The sequence below is a fragment of the Ruegeria sp. BC3 genome, assembly GCF_056539265.1.
In genome coordinates, this window is the sequence record NZ_JBQFUP010000004.1 from 476,404 (window position 1) to 494,297 (window position 17,894).

Genomic DNA, 17,894 nt, shown 5'->3' on the forward strand with positions numbered 1-17,894 from the left:
TAATCAAACGTGATTGATCCGCATTCGGCCTTGCTGCGTAATCCTTGTAAAATGTCGCACTAAGAGGATCACATGTTCGACGAACCGCGGGGCGTACGCAAGAAAATCGCAATTGTAGGTGCAGGCATTTCAGGTCTATCCGCAGCTTACTACCTATCCGAAGACAACGATGTCACGGTCTATGAGGCTGAACCACGGCTGGGCGGTCATGCCCGGACGGTGATGGCGGGCAAGAATGGCGATCAACCGGTCGATACCGGGTTTATCGTGTTCAACTATGCCACCTATCCAAACCTGACCAAGCTGTTCGACGAACTGAACGTTCCCGTCATCAAAAGCGAAATGAGCTTTGGTGCCACGATCGACGATGGTCGCCTTGAATACGGCCTGAACAATCTGCGCACCCTGACAGCGCAGAAACGCAATCTGATGCGTCCGGCCTATTACAAAATGATTTCGGACATCCTGCGCTTTGGCAAAGAGGCCCCGCAGGCCGCCAAAGACGACGAAACCACAATCGGTGAACTGATCGACCAGCTTCGTCTGGGCCATTGGTTCCGCCACAACTATCTGATGCCGATGTGCGGCGCGATCTGGTCAACACCGGTCGAATTCATCGACCGTTTCCCGGCCCGATCACTGGTGCAGTTTTTCCAGAACCACGCTTTGCTGGCCGGAGATCGATCAAAGCAACATCAATGGTGGACGGTCAAAGGCGGCAGCATCGAATATGTCCGCCGGATCGAAGCTGCATTGCGCGCCCGCGGGTGTGAAATTCGCGTGGCCTCTCCGGTTCAACACATTCACCGGGACAATCTGGGCGTCACCGTCCACAGCGAGGGTCAGGCGGATCTGTATGACGAGATCATTCTGGCGACCCACTCAGACCAGACGCTGGCCATTCTGGGCAACAGCGCCACGGACGAGGAAAAAGCCGCCCTTGCTGCCATCAAATACCAACCCAACAAAGCCGTTCTGCATTGCGATCCAGGTCAGATGCCGAAACGACGGGCCTGCTGGTCCAGCTGGACCTATCGTTCGCAGGCCGGAAACGTTGGTGTGACCTACTGGATGAACCGCCTGCAGAACATTCCGGACAGTGATCCGATGTTTGTGACGCTGAACACTCAGGCCCAGATTCCGGAAGACAAAATCTACGACGAGGTCGAATTCGCGCATCCGGTATTCGATCACGCTGCCCTTAAAGCACAGGGACAAATCCGCGGGATGCAGGGACAGAACAACACCTGGTTTGCCGGTGCGTACAACCGGCATGGTTTTCACGAAGACGGGATTGCCAGCGCGATGCATGTTGTCGAGCGGTTGAAGGGCACCCCGCAAACCATCGGAGCTGACAATGGCAATCTTGCAAAAGACCCGGCCATCCCTGTCCCGGCCGAATAACCCCTTCTGGCGCGCAGCGGTGTTCGCCGTGATGCTGCTGGCCCCCGGCGGGCTGGCTGCATCCACGGTGGCGGCGCAACTGCCGAACGCCGAACTGCGCGGAACCGCAACGTTCCGCTATCTGGGACTGCCGGTCTATGACGCCAAGCTTTACACGCCCGGCGGCGCGCCATTCAGCTGGGGCGAAGACTTTGGCCTGCAGCTGACCTACCGGCGCAACATCAAACAGAAAGCACTGGTTGAATCGACGCTGGATGAGATGACACGACAGGGCAACAGCGGAATGACGCAGGCGCAGCTGGAGACGTGCTTTCAGACCGTGAACAAAGGCGACAGCTATCTTGCGGTGTCCGAAGGGCCGAACAAGGTCGGATTCTGGCGTAATGGGCGCAAGACCTGCACCCTGTCGAGCCCCGGGGTCAAAAAGACGTTCATGTCGATCTTTCTTGGCGACAATACCAGATCCGCAAGCTTTACCCGGCAGTTAAAGGGCCAGTGATGCTGTATCCACGGGTCAGCCTCTATGCGCTGATGCTCGCGGCCGCGGGTATTCCACTGTACATCCACCTTCCGCGTTTTGCGGCGGTGAACCTTGGCATCAGCCTTGGAGTGATCGGCACCGTTTTGCTGGTGATCCGGCTGGTGGATCTGGTGCAAGACCCACTAATTGGTTGGGCGATTGACCGCTGGCCAGGGGGCCAACTGCTGTTTGCTGCTCTGGCCGCAGTTGGCCTGGCAGTGGGATTCCCGCTGCTTTTCGCCTTGCCCGAGGGTGCAAGCGTGACCTCTCTGATTCTCATCCTGATCTTGCTATTCTCGGCCTACAGCCTCGGGACCATCCTGCTATACGGCCGCAGCGCCACCCTGGCCAAGAAAGCTGACGCAAAAGAGCTGATGACGTTGGCGGCTTTCCGGGAAGGAGGCCAATTGGCGGGCGTTATCATCGCAGCCAGCGCGCCCGCCTTGTTCGTTGCCTTGGGCGCAGGCGCGCAAGGATATCCCGCTTTTGGTTTGTTCCTAGGCGTCCTTTCCATCGTGACCATTGTGATAACCTTCCCAATGTGGCGGCGCACGCCGATCACGGGTGAGGGTTTGTCCTTTACCGGGTTAGGACAGGCCGGGGCGCTGCGTCTTCTGGCGCTGGCGCTGGTGAACAGCCTGCCGGTTGCCATCACGTCGACTCTGTTTCTGTTTTTCGTCGAAGATCGCCTGCAGTTGCCCGGAAAAGCCGGTCCGTTGCTGATCCTGTTCTTCCTCAGTGCGGGGGCCTCGGTGCCGCTTTGGGCGCGTCTCAGCAATCGAATTGGCCCGAAACAGACTCTGATCATCGCCATGCCCCTGTCGATCGCCAGCTTCATCGGCGCTGCGATGCTGCCCGCGGGCGAGCTGTTGGGCTTTGCCCTGATCTGCCTTGCATCCGGCGCGGCATTAGGGGCTGATATGGTGGTTTTGCCCGCCATGTTCTCGGTTGTTTTGACCCGCGCGGGCCTCAACGCCTCGGCCGCGTTCGGGTTCTGGTCTTTTGCCGGCAAGCTGGGCCTCGCGCTCGCTGCCTTTTTCACTCTACCCCTGCTGGAACGCAGCGGGTTTACACCCGGACAGACAAACTCTGCACAAGCCCTGGACACACTCAACCTGGCTTATGCGGTGCTGCCCTGCATCCTGAAACTCGGCGCGTTTGGCATGGTCCTGACGCTGCCAACGGAGGTCTCAGCCAAATGAAAACGCTTGTTGTAATACTGCTCGCTGTCCTTGCCGTATTTGTGGCCAAGAACAGGTTTCTGAGCTTTCGCTCGCAATCCCCGTCCGATTATACCGGCACCGGGCCCGCGTTTAAGATGAAAGAAGCCCTGAACGGAGAGATCCTGTCCGAGGGCTTGATCTATGGGCCAAACGGAAAGATGTCGAACAGCTTCGTCGCCCGTATGGTGGGCGAATGGGACGGCAACACCGGCACGCTGGCCGAATACTTCACCTACTCCAACGGCAAACAGATGACCCGTAAATGGTACCTGACACTGGGCGCCGGCAATACGTTCACCGCAACGGCGGACGACATCGTTGGCGAAGGCAAGGGCACAATATCGGGATCGACCGTCAAGCTGACCTACCGCATCATCCTGCCCGAAGACGCGGGTGGCCATACTTTGGACGTCACGGACTGGATGTATCTCACTGAAAACGGCGTGATCATGAACAGATCCGAAATGCGCAAATTCGGCATTAAGGTCGCCGAACTCATCGCCACCATGCGCCCCGCGCCCGAGGTACAAACCGCCCATGTCAGCGGCGCAAACGGGTACGATGCGGATGCCGACCAAAGGCCGATCCAATGATGCGGCGTCGGTTCCTTATCGCGGGGCTTGGGATCGCAGGCCTTGCCGTTTTGACCGCTTGCTCGGCCAAGCCGCGCGTGCCCAAAACGTTCCTGTCAGACCGGCAATTGAACCTAGAAGAGTTCTTCGAAGGTAAAACCGTCGCCTATGGTCAGTTCCAGGATGTGTTGGGCAATGTCCCCCGCCGCTTTACGGTGGATATCGACGGCACATGGGATGGCAAAACACTGACCCTGGTCGAAGATTTTGTCTACGATGACGGCGCCACGGAACAGCGTATATGGACCCTGACCAAAACTGGCGAGGACACCTGGACTGGCACTGCCCCCGGTGTACTGGGCACGGCAAATGGCGTCGAGCGCGGCGATACGTTCAACTGGAAGTACAAGATTGACCTACCGGTGAAAGAGGGGACCATGCGGGTCAACTTTGACGACTGGATGTGGCTGTTGGAAGACGACCGCCTGTTGAACCGCGCCTATGTCTCGCGTTTTGGAGTCCGGCTGGGCGAGGTCATTTTGTTCTTCGAAAAGAAGTAAAAAAGGGCGGACCTCATGGCCCGCCCTTTGAACACTCAGGTTCAGATCAACTTAGAAGTTGAACTGAGCACCAAAGTCAGCGCGGATGCGGCCGTCGGCATCACCCGTTTTGATTTCGCCAACACCGCCGCGCAGCGATGCACCGCCGCCCAGATCGTAGATGACGCCCACACCGATGTTGCGCTCATCTTCGTCAGCCGAACCGTCACCGTAAGCAAATTGCAGGGTGGTAGCAGCGCCAAGGTTGTAGGCCAGCGACAGACCGTAAGCCGTGCCGTTCTCGGCAGCGTTCACAACGTCATCGTCCGCGACGAACAGAGTACCCGAGAAGTCGCCGAATTCCGCACCCAGGGTCAGAACGGTCAGCGACTGCTTTTCGCTGTTGCTGTTCACAGTTGCTTTGGTTTCACCATAGGCCAATGCAGCGGTGATGTTGTTGAAGGTGTAGGTTGCGCTTACGTCCCAACGGTCGCCATCCTGCGGAACACCATCGACTGCGAAAGTCGCTTGGTCATACGATGCGCCAAAGGCGAAGTCGCCGACTGCGTACTGGAAGAACACAGCGTTGGCACCCGAACCGGTCGAGGTGTACTCGAGGAACTCGTAGTTCACGCCCGAATACTGACCCAGGAACTCTTCCAGACCGGGCTCATTACCGAAGTAGTTTGCCAGGTTGTCGAAGGAACCAGCAACGTTACCCGCGTCAACACGCAGACCACCGTAGATGACTGAGAAACGCGCACCGTTCAGACCGGCGCGTTCCTGCTCGCCGTTGCCGGAATTGTCATCAGCCTGCAGGCGGACACGCGCCTGGAACTCAACGCCGCCATCGGTTTCGGCGGTGCCGTCGATGTTCAGGCGGAAACGCGAGACCAGGATGGTGTTGTCGGTATCAACGGTCGCGGTACCAGTTGTACCAGTCGCGGTATCGATGTTTGTTACGGTGCCGGTACGGTCTTCTTGGTAACCAATACCAAAACGGCCGTAACCGCTGAAACGGACGTCAGCTGCTGCAACGCTTGCGGTTGCGACCAGTGCCGTCGATGCAATGAGAAGTTTTTTCATGGTAAACCCATAAGTTTTGAGAGGAGTGCAGCCACCGAAGCGGCTGCGGGCCTATTCGGATAATTTCCGTGCGCCTGCAATGGTTTCGCCGAATTTCATTGGGATCACACTGATACTTGTGGCATCTTTGCAAATGCGGGAAAACAGCCGAAACCCAAATTCTCAAGCAATTACGCGTAATTCGTAGTCAGCTGTATTTCATTACAAAGAATTGATCACAGAAATGCGACGACACCCCTTTAAATGCCAAATTTTTTACATGTCGGCAATTGCGGCTAAAGGCGGCCTCACTGCTTGATCGGATTCACCTGTAGATTCAGGCGGATTTCCGCTCAAAGGCCTTATTTTTAAGCGTGAAATGGCGTATCGGGTATCCCGATCAGTTGCTGGTATAGAAGAAGGACAGCTTGCGGCTGACACCCCCTGGCGGCAGCGGAAACGGCGATGCGGCCTGGACTTGCGCACGGGCGGCGCGGTCAACTTCAGCCGATCCGGAACTGTCCACGATATCGACCCAGGCCAATGTTCCATCCGGGTTTATTTCGAAAAACACCTTTGCGAACCCGCGGGCAGATACAAAGACCACGGGGGCCCGGTTCAGATGGACCAGAACCTCACCGGCATAGTTGGTCGTGTCCGAGTTACCGGGTCCACGCCCGCCCGAACGGCTGCCGCTATTGCCGGACGAAAACGCATCCAGCCCTTCACGTCTATAGGCATAGAGCGGCGACTCGACCTCTTCGGACGGGAATTGCAGCGCGCTGAAATCCCGTGCGCCGCCCTGCACGCCTCTGCGTTGAGGTGTCGGTTGGCGTTCGGGGCGTTGGGGCCGGATCGAAGAGGTTACTGCCAGTTCGGTCCCATCCGTCGCGGCTTCTGGCGCTGGTTCCGGCGACGCTTCGGGGCTCTCGGGGTCAATCGCCTCGGTTTCCAGCGGCACGACCGGAATTGCTGTTTCGGGCGAAGGTGCAACAGGCAGGGCCGCCAGCTCCTGCGGCTCGGGGGCCACCGGCTGAACCTCGGTTGCGACCTCGGGCTGGCTGACGTCCGCTTCAGGGGTTCCTTCGGGCAACTCCGTTACGGTTTCCGGCTCCACCTCGGGGGTTTCTTCTGCCTCATCACTGGCGACGGCAGCGCCTTCGGAGGTGTTTTCAGTCTCTAACACGTCCGGTTCGACCGGTTCGGTGACCACTGGATCGACAACCTCGGCCTCTCCAAGATCAGGCGCGGACACTTGCTCGGGGTTCTCAGAGGCCACAAGCGCTTCGCTGACCGGAATCTCGGGTTCTTCGGGTGGCGTTTCCAGCGGCGGTTCGGGCTCTTCGGCCGGTTCAGGCTCAACCGGATCGGCTATAACCTCGGCCAGATCTTCGAACGTCGTGCTCAGTTCGACGGACTCACTCCCCGGCGAACCTGACAGATCGCTGGAAGGTCGCGGGGCAGTAAAGCTCAACCCCATCAGGTGCAGGGCCAGCGACACCAGAATGGCGACCGCCGCAATGAAGGCCGACCGCCGGATCATTCCAGAGCCTTCTCGGTCACGACAAGGACCGATGTGGCCCCCAAACGGCGTAACGCTCCAGTCACCTCAATGAGCCGAGATCCTGGGGCATTCCGGTCGGGGACAATACGCACGGCTTCCGATCCACGGCCCTGCATATGGGTTTCGGGATCGGTTGGAGTGCCGCGAAAACTCAGCGTTCCATCCGCATGCAGGATCAGGGCGTCGGGCGGTTCTCGCCCCTCCAGCTCGACCGTATTGACCAATTCGAGATCTGGATCCAGCGGCGGTGCCAGCGTGCCGGTCAGCAGAAAAAAGATCAGCATCAGAAACACGACATTGATCAGCGCAATCGTCGAGTCGCGTCTGCGTTTGGGCCGCCTATACCTGATCATTCCAGCACCAATACGCTAAGCCCTTCGCGACCGCGCAGCCGGACAAGCACATCGATGACACGCTGAGCGGTCGTGTCCGGGTCCAGGCTGACCAGCACCTGACCGGTTTCTAGCTGCGTCTCAAGATCGCTCAGGGACACCGGTTGCCCGTTCAGCACCAGCCGCTCAGTTCCCAACTGCAAAAACAGCCGCTCGGTCGGCGTGTCCGAACTGGCGCTGCCGCCAACCGCGTTGCTCAGCTCAATCTCGCCGTACTTCGAAAAGGTCGAGGACAGCATGAAGAACAGCAACAGCAGAAAGATCACGTCGATGAGCGGCGTCATCGACATCGGACGTCTGACAAAGGGTGCAGCGTTACGCATGTCCAGGCGCAGTCGCCATCGCCCGGTTTTCATCGGCCTGCGGAACGGCCTGACCCGGCACCAGAATTGTACGCAGCGCCTTGTCTGCAAAGACCCGTTCGCGCGCGGTGCGGCTTTCAAACCAGGACAAGACCATCGAGGTCGGCATCGCTACGGCCAACCCCACAGCGGTTGTCATGAGCGCCACCCAGATCCCACCCGCCAGCAGCGAAGGATCAACGGACGATCCTGCTGATTGCAGGCTCTGAAACGCCTCGATCATCCCCAGAACAGTGCCGAACAGCCCGAGCAGAGGTGCAAGCTGGGCCACAGTGTCCAACAGACGGAATCCGCGTTCCAGACCGGCCAGCGCCAGACCGGCTTCGGCATCCAGCCGCTGATCCAATCCGGGTGTATCGGGTGCCTCCATCGCAACTTGGACCAGCGGGGCCAAATAGCTGCGGCTTTGGGCCAGACGCGCACGCGCAGTCGCGGCGTCGCCTGCGTCCCAGGCGGCCAACGCCTCGGACAAAACCCGGTGCCGTCCGACGCCGGATGCCGCAAACTGCCAGAACTTGTAGAGCGTGACCGACAAAGTCACCACCGACATTGCGATCAGGATGGCAACAACCGGCCCGCCCAGATCCAGAATTTCGCGCAAGGCGTCAAAGGGGCTCATCCGATCAACTCCACATCTGTACGACTTTGCAGTTTCAACCCGTCCTCGCAGATCGAACTGTCCTCACCGGCCACGGTGCAGGTGTTGGTGCCATTGATCAGCGCCCTGCCGACGGCGCTGCACGCCATGCCCGGCAAGTCGAATTGGCGCACCCGAAGCCGATCGGCGGGAAGATCACGGAAATTGAAAAGCGAAAAGCTGACAACACTGCCGGAGGCGTCAAAAATCACCGTCTCAAAGCTGGCTTCGTCAATGGCCGTCCCGGTTTGGTTTTCCACGACAAAGGTCAGTCGGCAAGACGAGCCGACATCCTGAACGGTATTCAATTCAACCTGCAACCCGCCCGCCGCCTCAGATTGCGCGACGGCTACGATCGGCACAGAGCAGAGTGACAGGGCAGCAGAAACTGAGCGGAGAAACAACATTGGCGCGCTCCCGTTTGTTCAACGCGGACATCAAGGGCCGGCGAAGCTCCGCTGGCGTTCCGTTAGACATAGTCAATGTGAGGGGTTGGCGAAAGAGGTGCCACCGGGTTTGTGAGCAACGAACACCCTTTAGTTCTTACGACGTCGCAACCGCACAGGCAATCAACCACTCCAGTGCATTCGATTTAATACCGTGTTCGGCGGAAATGACGACACTCCTGCTTTCAAAAATCTGAGCATAGATGGGCCAGTCTTCCTGGTTCGGCGGGTAAATCGAACCACCTATCTTTCTAAGTTCCCATTCGTGCATCTTGCCCCCGGTCACGCCAAAACTGATCTGACCTGGAATAGTCGCCGCCGCGTATCTTTCAGTCATCAGCGGATCTGCGAAATCCCGAGACCCGAGACCTTGAACGAATGAAACATTGGCAGGGTTACACCCCAGCCCGAACCACATCCCTTCGATTGCAGAATTTCGCAGTTCGGCCGGCAACTCACCGTTTGCGGCATAATACATCATCCACTGACTGGCGCGCCAGTTAGAACCGGGTCCGAACCGCATCCAAGCCCGGCTCCACGGGTAGGCCTCGGTCGTATGCAGCCCAAAATCGCGGCCCATGCGTTTCAACTGGAAAGCCCGGTACTTGATCCAACCTTTAATTGCCGCGACAATTTTTGGGTTCGACGGCCTACCTTCAAGAGACGCCCGCACATACTCAAGATAACTGTTGGGATACCTTTCAGGCACGATTGCTTTTATCGGATCGTCGGATTGTGGTGCAAAAGGGTTGTTGTTTTCGAACAGGACCCGGGCAGCCTCATCGCCGCTGGCGCGGAAAACGACCGCTGCAGACGCGACACGTGCTCTCAGCACGCTATCTCGGCTGTTGTCAGTGTATTGCTGAACTGGCACCTGCTGGCTCTCGGCCCAATGCCATGCTCGAACCGCTTCATCGACAATGTCATCCCCCAAAACGGCATCGCCGCAAACCGTCTTGATAACATGACCCAACTTGGCAGCACCAAAAGCGAAACGGTAAGCGGCCCAATCTTCCGCGCCGTAGGCATAGGTGGTTTGGACCGGGTTCCAAGAAACCGAGCCGACTATTCCGCTACTTGAATACTCAACTCCACCAATTATTGACCCGTCATCACCTTGGGTTCTTCGCCACAACGAAGCGCCCCAAAGCGCTTCGTGTATGAGATCAGGCAGAACCGTTTTCCCGTCGCCCAAATCCTGGTCGTTCTTGCGCGCAGCGACTGCAGGATCTGCGAACGGCTTCTTGCTCTCAGGTAGGTTAAGCGAGATTGAACGCGTGTGCTCAAAAGTCTCGATGATATCGGCCATATGAAAAACTACATCCATGTGCTGAATGCGCCGATCCCAATCTCCAGCGTCATGCCAGCCACCCCATGCTGCTGGGTTTGCAGTCATGCCCGACTGTTCAGTCGAACTGTTGACCGGATGAGTCGCTGCATATTCAGAGAGCAATTTGAAGGCATCAGCTTTGGCATATCCCTCAATCGTTTGACCTATGGTCACTTGAGTTTGCCAGACGGTCAACCCGTCGTCCGGATGTCCGTTACGTGGCCGTATCCTACCTTCACCATGCGGCTCAGCAATCTCGCAACCTGACCTTTGATGAAAATACCAACGCGCCGCCAGTCTCAGAGCGTTTTCATAGGGTTGGGCTGACACCTCGAAAGGAAATGATCGTCCCAAACCCTCGATCTGCAAATGATACCGACCAGCGAGCTCAACGTCTGAAAAATCTGCTTCATATATGTCGCAGCCGTTGAAATTTGCGTCATTCTGATGCGCTTCGGTTACCGGCTTAGCCAACGCCAGTAGCCCTGATTTTTTAACAGAGCCGTCCTCTGCTGAAACCAGCTGCCAACCCGTGTTTTCGGACAAAAGGAAATCAGTGTTAGCGCTTTGACCATTTTTGTCGTGCCCCCACCAATTGCCGACATACCCAATCTTAGAGCCAACCACTGGATAACCCGCCTGACACACATGGATTGCCTCGCTGAAAACCTGCGGATTGCGGCGATACTCGGACTTGGAAAACGCAGGCCCTTCAATTGTGATGGTCGCACCGTTGGGGATAGTTCGGTCTAAATTGAACGTTAAATAATGGCGCTTACTGCTTTCCCATCGCCTTACCCCTACGGCCCAGGTGCCAATCGGGCTAGATCTTCGATACAGTGCGACGATTTTTGCTGGTTCCCCACCGACGCTAATGGTCCAGTTATCCGGATGGTCGGCTAGCGCTTGTTTGCTTGAAGCATTTCTTTTCTGCCTAAATCCGCTGAGACGGCTATCTGGGACCACTTCCGGCCATGCCATAAACAGCTGCGGCTCAGTTAGATTTTTGTTCCCTGAGAAAAACCCCGACTGACCATTTAACTTTCCCGTAGATCCAAAAGCGTTCTCGGCGTCTGGAGACCATCTCACGCGATCAGCTGCAGAGACCGCAACAGGTTCGGCAAGCTTAAAAACAGTGTCTAAAACGGTTAAATGGACTGTGCTGTCGCCCGCAAATCCGACGATGTCATCTTTTGATTCACGATTGTCAGTTGAGGCAGCAAGACAAGGGACAAGCGGAACCAAAACCGCCAACGCGGTTCCGTGCTTTAACAATACGCGTCGTGATAGCGCCATTGCCTTCTATCCTCCGCACAGCCCACCCATGCATGCTTGCAATACTTAAGCTCTTCGATCCAGGCTGCGAACAAACCGCCAGATTAGTCTAGGGCGAAACAGGCTGTCCGGATACATAAGCATTCCGCACAGCCCTTCAAAGAGCGCTTTGGGTCTACGCCCATACTGGTATTGATTCCTAACACCAGTCCAGAATACGTCAATTTGTCTCGCGCGCAGTAGACGCCGCAAACGCGAACCGAATTCATTTTGCATTGCAGTGTTGTTAGCCACTTTATCTATGCACGGAACCCTACGCGAAAACACCGGACCTCGGGTCATATAGTTGGCACCGCTGGCGACCTGTCGATAGAACAACTGCGCTGGCCCATCGACCACCGCAAACGGGCCAATCAGTGCTACGCGGCACCAGAACTCCCAGTCCTCACCATTTTTGAGGTCTTCGTCAAATCCTCCGGATTGCCTCGCAACTTCAGTGCGAAGTGCGAGTGCGCCACCGTTCACGATGTAGTTCTTTCGCAGCAATGCTTCCAGTTGGTTATGCTGCGGGACAAGCAAACGATTGTCGACACCCAGTAGTTCTTCGCCGTCCACGTTAATTCGTTGCACACCACCGACGGCGCCTACCACGCTCGGATCAGCCATGGCCAAACTGAAACTTTCCAATGCCTCAGGATGCAGCACATCATCGGCATCTAGAAACAGAACCATCTTGCCCTGTGCCAGTTGCAATCCAAGGTTTCGGGCTGCACTTACTCCTGTTGCTGGCCCTGACTCTGCTGAAAACCGATGGTCTCTACTTGCAAATCCATCAAGAATTTCTCGAGTTCTATCTGTCGAACCGTCATCAATGCAAACAACCTCGAAATCAGACAGGCTTTGTTGGCCGACACTTTCCAAAGTTTCCTCGATAAACCGCTCCATGTTTCGAGCCGGGATAATTATCGAGAATTCCGGGGCAGGCTTCTGCTGCATCTCATCGGCCCCCAACCCGGTCGACCTGAACGGCCGAGGCACTGTACTCGGCGAATTCGAACCGCAGCAGTGCCGCTAGCATCCCTGTTCCGCGGAAAATCTCCAAAACGCCTCGGTGCCATCTTGCACTCGAACCAAATCCCAAACAGACAAAGTTCAGGAAACCCCAGCCGATAGCGCCAAATCCCTTGATGGCGCGCATTGTGACCCCCCTGCGATGCATCAATGCAATGCGACCTAATGTGTTTCCTTTTCGAAACCAACGGCGTGCGAGCCAGCGCATCGAGATACGGTTCTCTGGAACGTCATCCCATACTAAGGCATCGGACGATGCACGGATTGTGCCGCCTGCTTGACGGAGCCTGGTAAAGAACTCTTCGTCTTCGCCTCCAGTGATGTTGAAACGCGGATCAAACCGGAGTCCGAGATGTCGAACGACACTTGCCTTCACCATCGAGTTGTTAGTAGCAGCCGATGGCAGTCTGGCACCTTGAGTGTAAGGCCCCATGCGGAACAGGTTTAACGCCTCGATCCAATTCGGAGGGTCCTGTCGATACTTGGGCTCAACTGGCCCTTGCACAGCAACGGTATCGGGAAGCGAAAAGGTTTCTAGCATGTGCTTCAACCAAAGCTTGGATACCGTTTCGTCGTCATCTAAAAACGCGATGTAGTCTGCGTCTAGTGGAACTTCCGATAAAGCACGATTGCGCGCAGACACAATCCCACGCACATCCTCAATAACATAGATAACGTGCCATCGTGTTAAATTCTGAATATTCCCTAATGTTTCCCGCGCAGTAGTCTCCGGCGCGTTGTCTACAATCACCAGCGTAACGCGCGCACCCACGCCCTCGAGATTTTGGTCATTCAGACTCTCGATTAGTGAGCGAAGCCCCTTTGGCCTGAGATAGGTGGCGATGCAAATCGCGACATGGGGTTGGTAATGTTCTGTGATGTCAGCGCTCATATCCAGCCAACTCCAGTGCACTTCCGGCCAGCTTGTCAAATCGCGCCTTTCTGGCGTCTGACCAGGACGCCCAGCGCTTTACCGGGTTGAAATCCGATGTTTTGGCTTCAGGTTTCCAACGATCGTCATCTGACACTTTTGATTGCGACGACCCTCGGACGGGCATCTTGTCAATCTGATCCCATGGATAGCGGTCTTCGGCCAAACCGACATGGGTAAGCAGTTTACGAACGTTTTCATGAGTATTACCTACAACATCTTCGTATCTGATGATCATCGTGTCTTCGTTGGCATTTGCTCCAGCAACGCTATCAAAGGTCATGATCGCCTCTGTTCCAAGGCGCCATTCGTCAGCCAATTGGCGAAAATTCTTACTCGTAAGCGAGAAACGAGAGAACGTTTTAAGAGAGGACTCTACCACGTCCCTTCCGTCTCTTAGGCAAAGGACGATCTTTGCGTCGGGAAATATATGGCGAGCAAGGGACAGGTCCTGAACATGCGGGCATTTTAGCAGTATGTGTTTTGTCTCGTCTTGCGCTTGAAGTTCACGAAACCATGCCCCAGCCAGCATCGCTAGGATATCATGCTTCCCCATCACCTCTTGGTTCCTCGGAAAATACCTAAGAAAATCACGCGTAAAAGCTGCTGCATCTCCGGCTGCATGCAGCAAAGGGAACTCATAAAGCCTACCGGGATCTGCCGCCACGTCGAGATGCTTTGACATGAGGTCGCGGACGAAATTTGTACCTGACCTTGGCATAACACCCAAAACCACAATTGGAGTATTAATGTTGCCCCGTGCCCGCCGCGCTAGTTCAGCCAAGTGCTGACCCTGTTCCTGCGAAACAGGGGGCATGAAGTCTTTGTCGTTCAGAAACCGGGCGCCAAGCGCACGCTTTGTCATTCGGAAAATTTGATTGACGCGAAGATCCCCAGCCATCTTTACCGTATTTGAAGCGCTCATGTCTTACACACCTTTCGCGACAAAGGTGGAGCTGTAGGCAACTTGCACGGACCAATACTGATACTTGTGCCATTCACTCTCAAGTGAGACCGCATTTTTAGTGACTAGACGGTTCACCAACTTGGCTGATCGCAGCTCATGTACTGCGCGACGTTCTGGGTGAACACAAAAAATGTACGGTCGTTCTCCGAACCACCAGGCCTGAACGTCGATCAACACACGTCTAAATTGCTGAGCAACAGATTTTCCAAACAAACCGTTCAACGTCATGACGCGAAACACCTTTAAAGCCACATAAGGCACCGCCAATGTCAGCTAATTGCCTTTAGCGGCGCGAAAAAAACCTTGATACATCCTTCTTCAAAACGATGCTCAAAGCATGCGGCAGAGTTACCAAATATCTTGAGAAGAGATACCTTGGACCGGTTGCAATGCGATGAACCCATTCCAATCCGCAAGTTTGCATCCAAAGAGGAGCGCGCGGATAGTCCCCAACGATGTAATGGAAGCACCCACCACAGGTAACGACCCATGCGCAGTTTTCTAGTTTAGGCGCGACCCGGGCTGAAAAAAATTGTTCCTTTGGCTTGCCAAGGCCAACCCAAAGAATGTCGGCGCCGCTGGCATTAATATCAGCGACAACATCGTCTTCCTCTGCATCGCTGAAGTAACCGTTCCGCCGACCCGCAATTTTCAAACCAGGGTACATTTCGGTGAGCTTTTCAGCGCAGTCCCGGTTGATGTTTTCCACTCCCCCCAACAGATAGAAACTCAGCCCGTTTTCCTGAGCAACTTTTGCCGCAGTATGGATGAAATCAGTTGTTGCGGTTCGTTCCGGAATTCCCGGCCCATCGTGTGCAATCTTGGATGCCCAGACCACGATCTGGCCGTCTGCATGGACAATGTCTGCCGAGTTAATCACTTTCGCGAAGCTCTCATCACTCGCGTAAGAGGAGATCGCATGTGCGTTGGAGTCAAAAACAGTTACTGCGCGATGTAGGCTTCCGCATTTTCGACGCTCGACATCTTCAAGCATGGCCGCGTTGAGTTGTTCATCACTTGCAAGTGCAACAGGCATTCCTCCAACCAGTATGTGCGGCAATCGCATATCAACTGTCTTATTCATCCCTATTTTCCCACCAACCTCCCAGCGGCAAAGCTAGGCACCTACAAAAACAAAACGAAGCGATTCTCATTGTGAAGTTACGTCTAAAAACTCAAACGTGGGGCAAATTCACTCAGAAACAGGCGATACTGGCCACATAAAGCCTCACTTTTAAAACCAATCAGCTCAATCCTAGCACATTGTCGCGGCTTAGTGCAGTTTTCTCTGTTGAAAAAGACGGCGAGTGCCTATGTTTGCAATAGTCTTTTTTTCGAGTGTTTTTTGTTATGACTGATCAATACCGCAGAGGTTTGGATGTTGAACTCTCCGGGTTGGGCACATCACCAACCGGCGACCCGGAGCTTAGAGTGTTGTCAAACATTGCTTGGGCGATCAGGCGTTCATTTTTGTGGGTCGTGTTTTTTAGTTTTGCTGGTGCGGTGCTGGCATATCTCCTAACGTATGCTGCTGACAAAAAATACACCTCCAGTGCAAAGGTGATGATCGAGACTCGTGTACAAACACAAACCGAGTTCACTCCTCAAGTTTCAGGTCTTCCGCTATCATTGACATCTTTGGAGAGTGAACTCGAGCTGCTGCGCTCTACCGATTTGATCGAAAACGTCGTAGATCGTTTGGAATTGACGTCCGATCCGGAGTTTTCGGGAGAAGAACCCGGCTTTTCGCTGTCGCCAATTGCTTTGTTGCGAAGTCTTGTCAAAGGCACGGTAAGCTTGTTCACAGGAAGCGATAATCCCGAACCGACGGCAAGCGGCGCACAGTCTGAAGAAGATCTTTTGCGCGAAATGACTATTGAAAACCTTTTGAAATCGAGCAGCATCGAACAGATCGGTGAGACATCTGCCGTGTATCAAATCCAGGTGACATCCCAATCACCGTACAAAGCCGCAAATGTCGCGAACAGCCTGGCTTCCGAATACCTGTCGGTTCTTACGAAGATGAAGCGTGACGACCTTATCCAGTCTCAGGAATGGCTGGCGACTAGAATTGGTCAGATACGCGAAGACTTGAACCAATTAAGTTCGGATCTCGAAGCGCATTCAATCGAGACTCCCTATACTCCTGATGAGTATGCGACGATTAAGGCGCAACGGATCAAGGCTGAAAAGCGAGCGAAGTTGGTGGCGGATGATTTGGTAGTCATCGAAGATGATCTTGCCGCCGTCCGGAAGCTCAGAGAAATTGGAAAAGGTCAGGACGCTGTATTACTTGCACAGCAAGTGGGGATGATGCCCCAAGGTTCATCGGCGCAATCAGATTTGCAAAGCGAACTTGAAACACTTGATGCCGCACAGATGGCTGCCGAGCAAAAGATTGAGGTTCTAAAAGGGCAACTTAGCGCCTTAAACCTGACGATAAATACGCTGCGAGAACAACAGGTTCAACAAGTTCAGCACGACTCGGTTACTAAGAGAATCGAAAACGAAATCCTGGTTGCTGAAGAGATATACCGTGACTTTGTTTCACAGCTAGGCCGGCGAACAGAACAAGGAAACTACCTGGACGCGGGTGCCCACATCATCGAAACGGCCCGCGTTTCTGTTGATCCTTCCGAACCAAAGCGATCACAGACCGCTATCGTTGCTTTATTCCTGGTTTTCTTTTCAGGAATGGCTTGGTGCGTAATAAGAGAGCTCATCCAAAACCGTCTCAGAACTACGTTCGAGTACGAAAGCACAACTGGCACAAAGCTTACTGCGATAATACCTGAAATCAAAAACGACCAACCGTTCGAAACCTTCTTTACAAATGACGGGAAGTTCGACCACGAACTTTCCCATTTTGGCAGAAAGCTTCTGGCAAGCAGTGATATCGGCCTTCGCACACTCAGAAATGACGTCTCTCCGGCCGCCCCGCAAGCTGTAGAGTTTTTTTCAAAAAGCTTAGATGGGAAACCTGCACAACGCTTATCAGAAGAAGGTTGCATCATTTTTTCAGGCGCTTCTTCAGTGCCCGATGAGGGAAAAACACTGTCACTGTTATTGATCGGTTCCGGTTGCGCTCAGGCTGGATATCGAACACTTATCATTGACTGCGACACCGTTACTTCGACGTACCGGGATTTGTCGCAAATTACGTCCAAAGATCTCAAAGACGCGGAAAACCAACCCAAATTCATCCAGGACTTCATTGTCGGAACACCACAAGAGGGCTTGGACATTTTGCCTTTGATTGGATCTCAAGATGATGCGGCTCGTATCAAGGCAGTAGAAGACTTCTTTTGCTCTCCGGCATTTCTTAACCTTTTGTACGTCCTTTCAAACTCATACGAGGTTATTTTACTAGATACACCACCACTTCTCAGATCTGTGGAGTCGGCATACTTGTCGCAGATCTCGCAGCGGGTCATTCTGTTTGCAAGGTGGAACAGCACAGAAAAGAATTCGGTTCTGCAAGCGATGCGCGAACTGGAAAACGCGGGTGTAAAACCTTCAGCGCTTGTTGCCACGCGTGTCGACATGAATCATGTCAGACATTATTCGGATCCGATTCTGCGGTAGCACTGAGGCGC

General features: G+C 54.7%; 17 protein-coding genes. 6 read left to right on the forward strand and 11 right to left on the reverse strand.

From position 1 onward, the window contains the following. Positions 1-72: 72 nt before the first annotated feature. From ACR0MV_RS14310 to ACR0MV_RS14330, 5 genes are read left to right on the forward strand one after another with little or no spacing between them, the layout of a single operon-like run. A complete protein-coding gene (locus ACR0MV_RS14310; RefSeq protein ID WP_170425979.1) occupies positions 73-1,404 on the forward strand; it encodes an NAD(P)/FAD-dependent oxidoreductase in 1,332 nt (443 codons plus the stop codon). Further along, complete coding sequence (locus tag ACR0MV_RS14315) at positions 1,358-1,903, forward strand: hypothetical protein (RefSeq protein ID WP_170425981.1); 546 nt, start codon at positions 1,358-1,360, stop codon at positions 1,901-1,903. Before ACR0MV_RS14310 ends, ACR0MV_RS14315 begins: the two co-directional genes overlap by 47 nt. After that, positions 1,903-3,126 (forward strand): MFS transporter, encoded by a 1,224-nt coding sequence (locus ACR0MV_RS14320; protein ID WP_170425983.1) that lies wholly within the window; start codon positions 1,903-1,905, stop codon positions 3,124-3,126. Before ACR0MV_RS14315 ends, ACR0MV_RS14320 begins: the two co-directional genes overlap by 1 nt. After that, positions 3,123-3,740: a DUF3833 domain-containing protein gene (locus tag ACR0MV_RS14325; RefSeq protein ID WP_170425985.1), complete on the forward strand. Its 618-nt coding sequence runs from the start codon at positions 3,123-3,125 to the stop codon at positions 3,738-3,740. Before ACR0MV_RS14320 ends, ACR0MV_RS14325 begins: the two co-directional genes overlap by 4 nt. Then, positions 3,737-4,279, forward strand: coding sequence for a DUF3833 domain-containing protein (locus ACR0MV_RS14330; protein WP_170425987.1), 543 nt, complete (start codon positions 3,737-3,739; stop codon positions 4,277-4,279). Before ACR0MV_RS14325 ends, ACR0MV_RS14330 begins: the two co-directional genes overlap by 4 nt. Before the next feature lie 51 nt (positions 4,280-4,330). Here the strand turns inward: ACR0MV_RS14330 and ACR0MV_RS14335 are convergent, their stop codons facing one another. The 11 genes from ACR0MV_RS14335 to ACR0MV_RS14385 form a co-directional block, all read right to left on the reverse strand. Beyond that, the gene (locus ACR0MV_RS14335) at positions 4,331-5,344 is read right to left on the reverse strand and encodes a porin (protein WP_170425989.1); all 1,014 of its coding nucleotides are present in this window, start codon (positions 5,342-5,344) and stop codon (positions 4,331-4,333) included. Between the two features lie 379 nt (positions 5,345-5,723). Continuing rightward, positions 5,724-6,866 (reverse strand): energy transducer TonB family protein, encoded by a 1,143-nt coding sequence (locus ACR0MV_RS14340; RefSeq protein WP_480702527.1) that lies wholly within the window; start codon positions 6,864-6,866, stop codon positions 5,724-5,726. Then, the gene (locus tag ACR0MV_RS14345) at positions 6,863-7,240 is read right to left on the reverse strand and encodes an ExbD/TolR family protein (RefSeq protein ID WP_480702528.1); all 378 of its coding nucleotides are present in this window, start codon (positions 7,238-7,240) and stop codon (positions 6,863-6,865) included. Before ACR0MV_RS14345 ends, ACR0MV_RS14340 begins: the two co-directional genes overlap by 4 nt. After that, on the reverse strand, positions 7,237-7,602 hold the full coding sequence (locus ACR0MV_RS14350; RefSeq protein WP_480702529.1) for an ExbD/TolR family protein: 366 nt from the start codon (positions 7,600-7,602) through the stop codon (positions 7,237-7,239). The genes ACR0MV_RS14345 and ACR0MV_RS14350 overlap by 4 nt, the downstream gene beginning before the upstream one ends. Next, positions 7,595-8,260, reverse strand: coding sequence for a MotA/TolQ/ExbB proton channel family protein (locus ACR0MV_RS14355; RefSeq protein WP_170425995.1), 666 nt, complete (start codon positions 8,258-8,260; stop codon positions 7,595-7,597). Before ACR0MV_RS14355 ends, ACR0MV_RS14350 begins: the two co-directional genes overlap by 8 nt. Continuing rightward, complete coding sequence (locus tag ACR0MV_RS14360; protein ID WP_480702530.1) at positions 8,257-8,685, reverse strand: hypothetical protein; 429 nt, start codon at positions 8,683-8,685, stop codon at positions 8,257-8,259. Before ACR0MV_RS14360 ends, ACR0MV_RS14355 begins: the two co-directional genes overlap by 4 nt. Positions 8,686-8,821: 136 nt before the next feature. After that, on the reverse strand, positions 8,822-11,350 hold the full coding sequence (locus ACR0MV_RS14365; protein ID WP_480702531.1) for a glycoside hydrolase family 9 protein: 2,529 nt from the start codon (positions 11,348-11,350) through the stop codon (positions 8,822-8,824). Between the two features lie 45 nt (positions 11,351-11,395). Beyond that, positions 11,396-12,325 carry a glycosyltransferase family 2 protein gene (locus tag ACR0MV_RS14370; protein ID WP_170426001.1) on the reverse strand — a complete coding sequence of 310 codons (930 nt, stop codon included), beginning with the start codon at positions 12,323-12,325 and terminating at the stop codon, positions 11,396-11,398. Position 12,326: 1 nt separating this feature from the next. Next, on the reverse strand, positions 12,327-13,292 hold the full coding sequence (locus ACR0MV_RS14375) for a glycosyltransferase family 2 protein (protein ID WP_480702532.1): 966 nt from the start codon (positions 13,290-13,292) through the stop codon (positions 12,327-12,329). After that, positions 13,282-14,256: a sulfotransferase family protein gene (locus tag ACR0MV_RS14380; protein WP_170426005.1), complete on the reverse strand. Its 975-nt coding sequence runs from the start codon at positions 14,254-14,256 to the stop codon at positions 13,282-13,284. Before ACR0MV_RS14380 ends, ACR0MV_RS14375 begins: the two co-directional genes overlap by 11 nt. 325 nt (positions 14,257-14,581) lie before the next feature. Continuing rightward, positions 14,582-15,382 carry a WecB/TagA/CpsF family glycosyltransferase gene (locus ACR0MV_RS14385; protein ID WP_480702533.1) on the reverse strand — a complete coding sequence of 267 codons (801 nt, stop codon included), beginning with the start codon at positions 15,380-15,382 and terminating at the stop codon, positions 14,582-14,584. A gap of 266 nt (positions 15,383-15,648) precedes the next feature. On the opposite strand from ACR0MV_RS14385, the gene ACR0MV_RS14390 reads away from it, so the two are divergent. Further along, complete coding sequence (locus ACR0MV_RS14390) at positions 15,649-17,883, forward strand: exopolysaccharide transport family protein (protein WP_480702534.1); 2,235 nt, start codon at positions 15,649-15,651, stop codon at positions 17,881-17,883. The last annotated feature ends 11 nt before the right edge of the window (positions 17,884-17,894 follow it).

Excerpts from the sequence above, each read along its gene's own strand:
- ACR0MV_RS14315 (WP_170425981.1), top strand. The coding sequence starts at position 1,358 with ATGGCAATCTTGCAAAAGACCCGGCCATCCCTGTCCCGGCCGAATAAC.
- ACR0MV_RS14310 (WP_170425979.1), top strand. The coding sequence starts at position 73 with ATGTTCGACGAACCGCGGGGCGTACGCAAGAAAATCGCAATTGTAGGT.
- ACR0MV_RS14360 (WP_480702530.1), bottom strand. The coding sequence starts at position 8,685 with ATGTTGTTTCTCCGCTCAGTTTCTGCTGCCCTGTCACTCTGCTCTGTG.
- ACR0MV_RS14385 (WP_480702533.1), bottom strand. The coding sequence starts at position 15,382 with ATGAATAAGACAGTTGATATGCGATTGCCGCACATACTGGTTGGAGGA.
- ACR0MV_RS14375 (WP_480702532.1), bottom strand. The coding sequence starts at position 13,292 with ATGAGCGCTGACATCACAGAACATTACCAACCCCATGTCGCGATTTGC.
- ACR0MV_RS14325 (WP_170425985.1), top strand. The coding sequence starts at position 3,123 with ATGAAAACGCTTGTTGTAATACTGCTCGCTGTCCTTGCCGTATTTGTG.
- ACR0MV_RS14370 (WP_170426001.1), bottom strand. The coding sequence starts at position 12,325 with ATGCAGCAGAAGCCTGCCCCGGAATTCTCGATAATTATCCCGGCTCGA.
- ACR0MV_RS14320 (WP_170425983.1), top strand. The coding sequence starts at position 1,903 with ATGCTGTATCCACGGGTCAGCCTCTATGCGCTGATGCTCGCGGCCGCG.
- ACR0MV_RS14365 (WP_480702531.1), bottom strand. The coding sequence starts at position 11,350 with ATGGCGCTATCACGACGCGTATTGTTAAAGCACGGAACCGCGTTGGCG.
- ACR0MV_RS14340 (WP_480702527.1), bottom strand. The coding sequence starts at position 6,866 with ATGATCCGGCGGTCGGCCTTCATTGCGGCGGTCGCCATTCTGGTGTCG.
- ACR0MV_RS14335 (WP_170425989.1), bottom strand. The coding sequence starts at position 5,344 with ATGAAAAAACTTCTCATTGCATCGACGGCACTGGTCGCAACCGCAAGC.
- ACR0MV_RS14330 (WP_170425987.1), top strand. The coding sequence starts at position 3,737 with ATGATGCGGCGTCGGTTCCTTATCGCGGGGCTTGGGATCGCAGGCCTT.
- ACR0MV_RS14345 (WP_480702528.1), bottom strand. The coding sequence starts at position 7,240 with ATGATCAGGTATAGGCGGCCCAAACGCAGACGCGACTCGACGATTGCG.
- ACR0MV_RS14355 (WP_170425995.1), bottom strand. The coding sequence starts at position 8,260 with ATGAGCCCCTTTGACGCCTTGCGCGAAATTCTGGATCTGGGCGGGCCG.
- ACR0MV_RS14380 (WP_170426005.1), bottom strand. The coding sequence starts at position 14,256 with ATGAGCGCTTCAAATACGGTAAAGATGGCTGGGGATCTTCGCGTCAAT.
- ACR0MV_RS14350 (WP_480702529.1), bottom strand. The coding sequence starts at position 7,602 with ATGCGTAACGCTGCACCCTTTGTCAGACGTCCGATGTCGATGACGCCG.
- ACR0MV_RS14390 (WP_480702534.1), top strand. The coding sequence starts at position 15,649 with ATGACTGATCAATACCGCAGAGGTTTGGATGTTGAACTCTCCGGGTTG.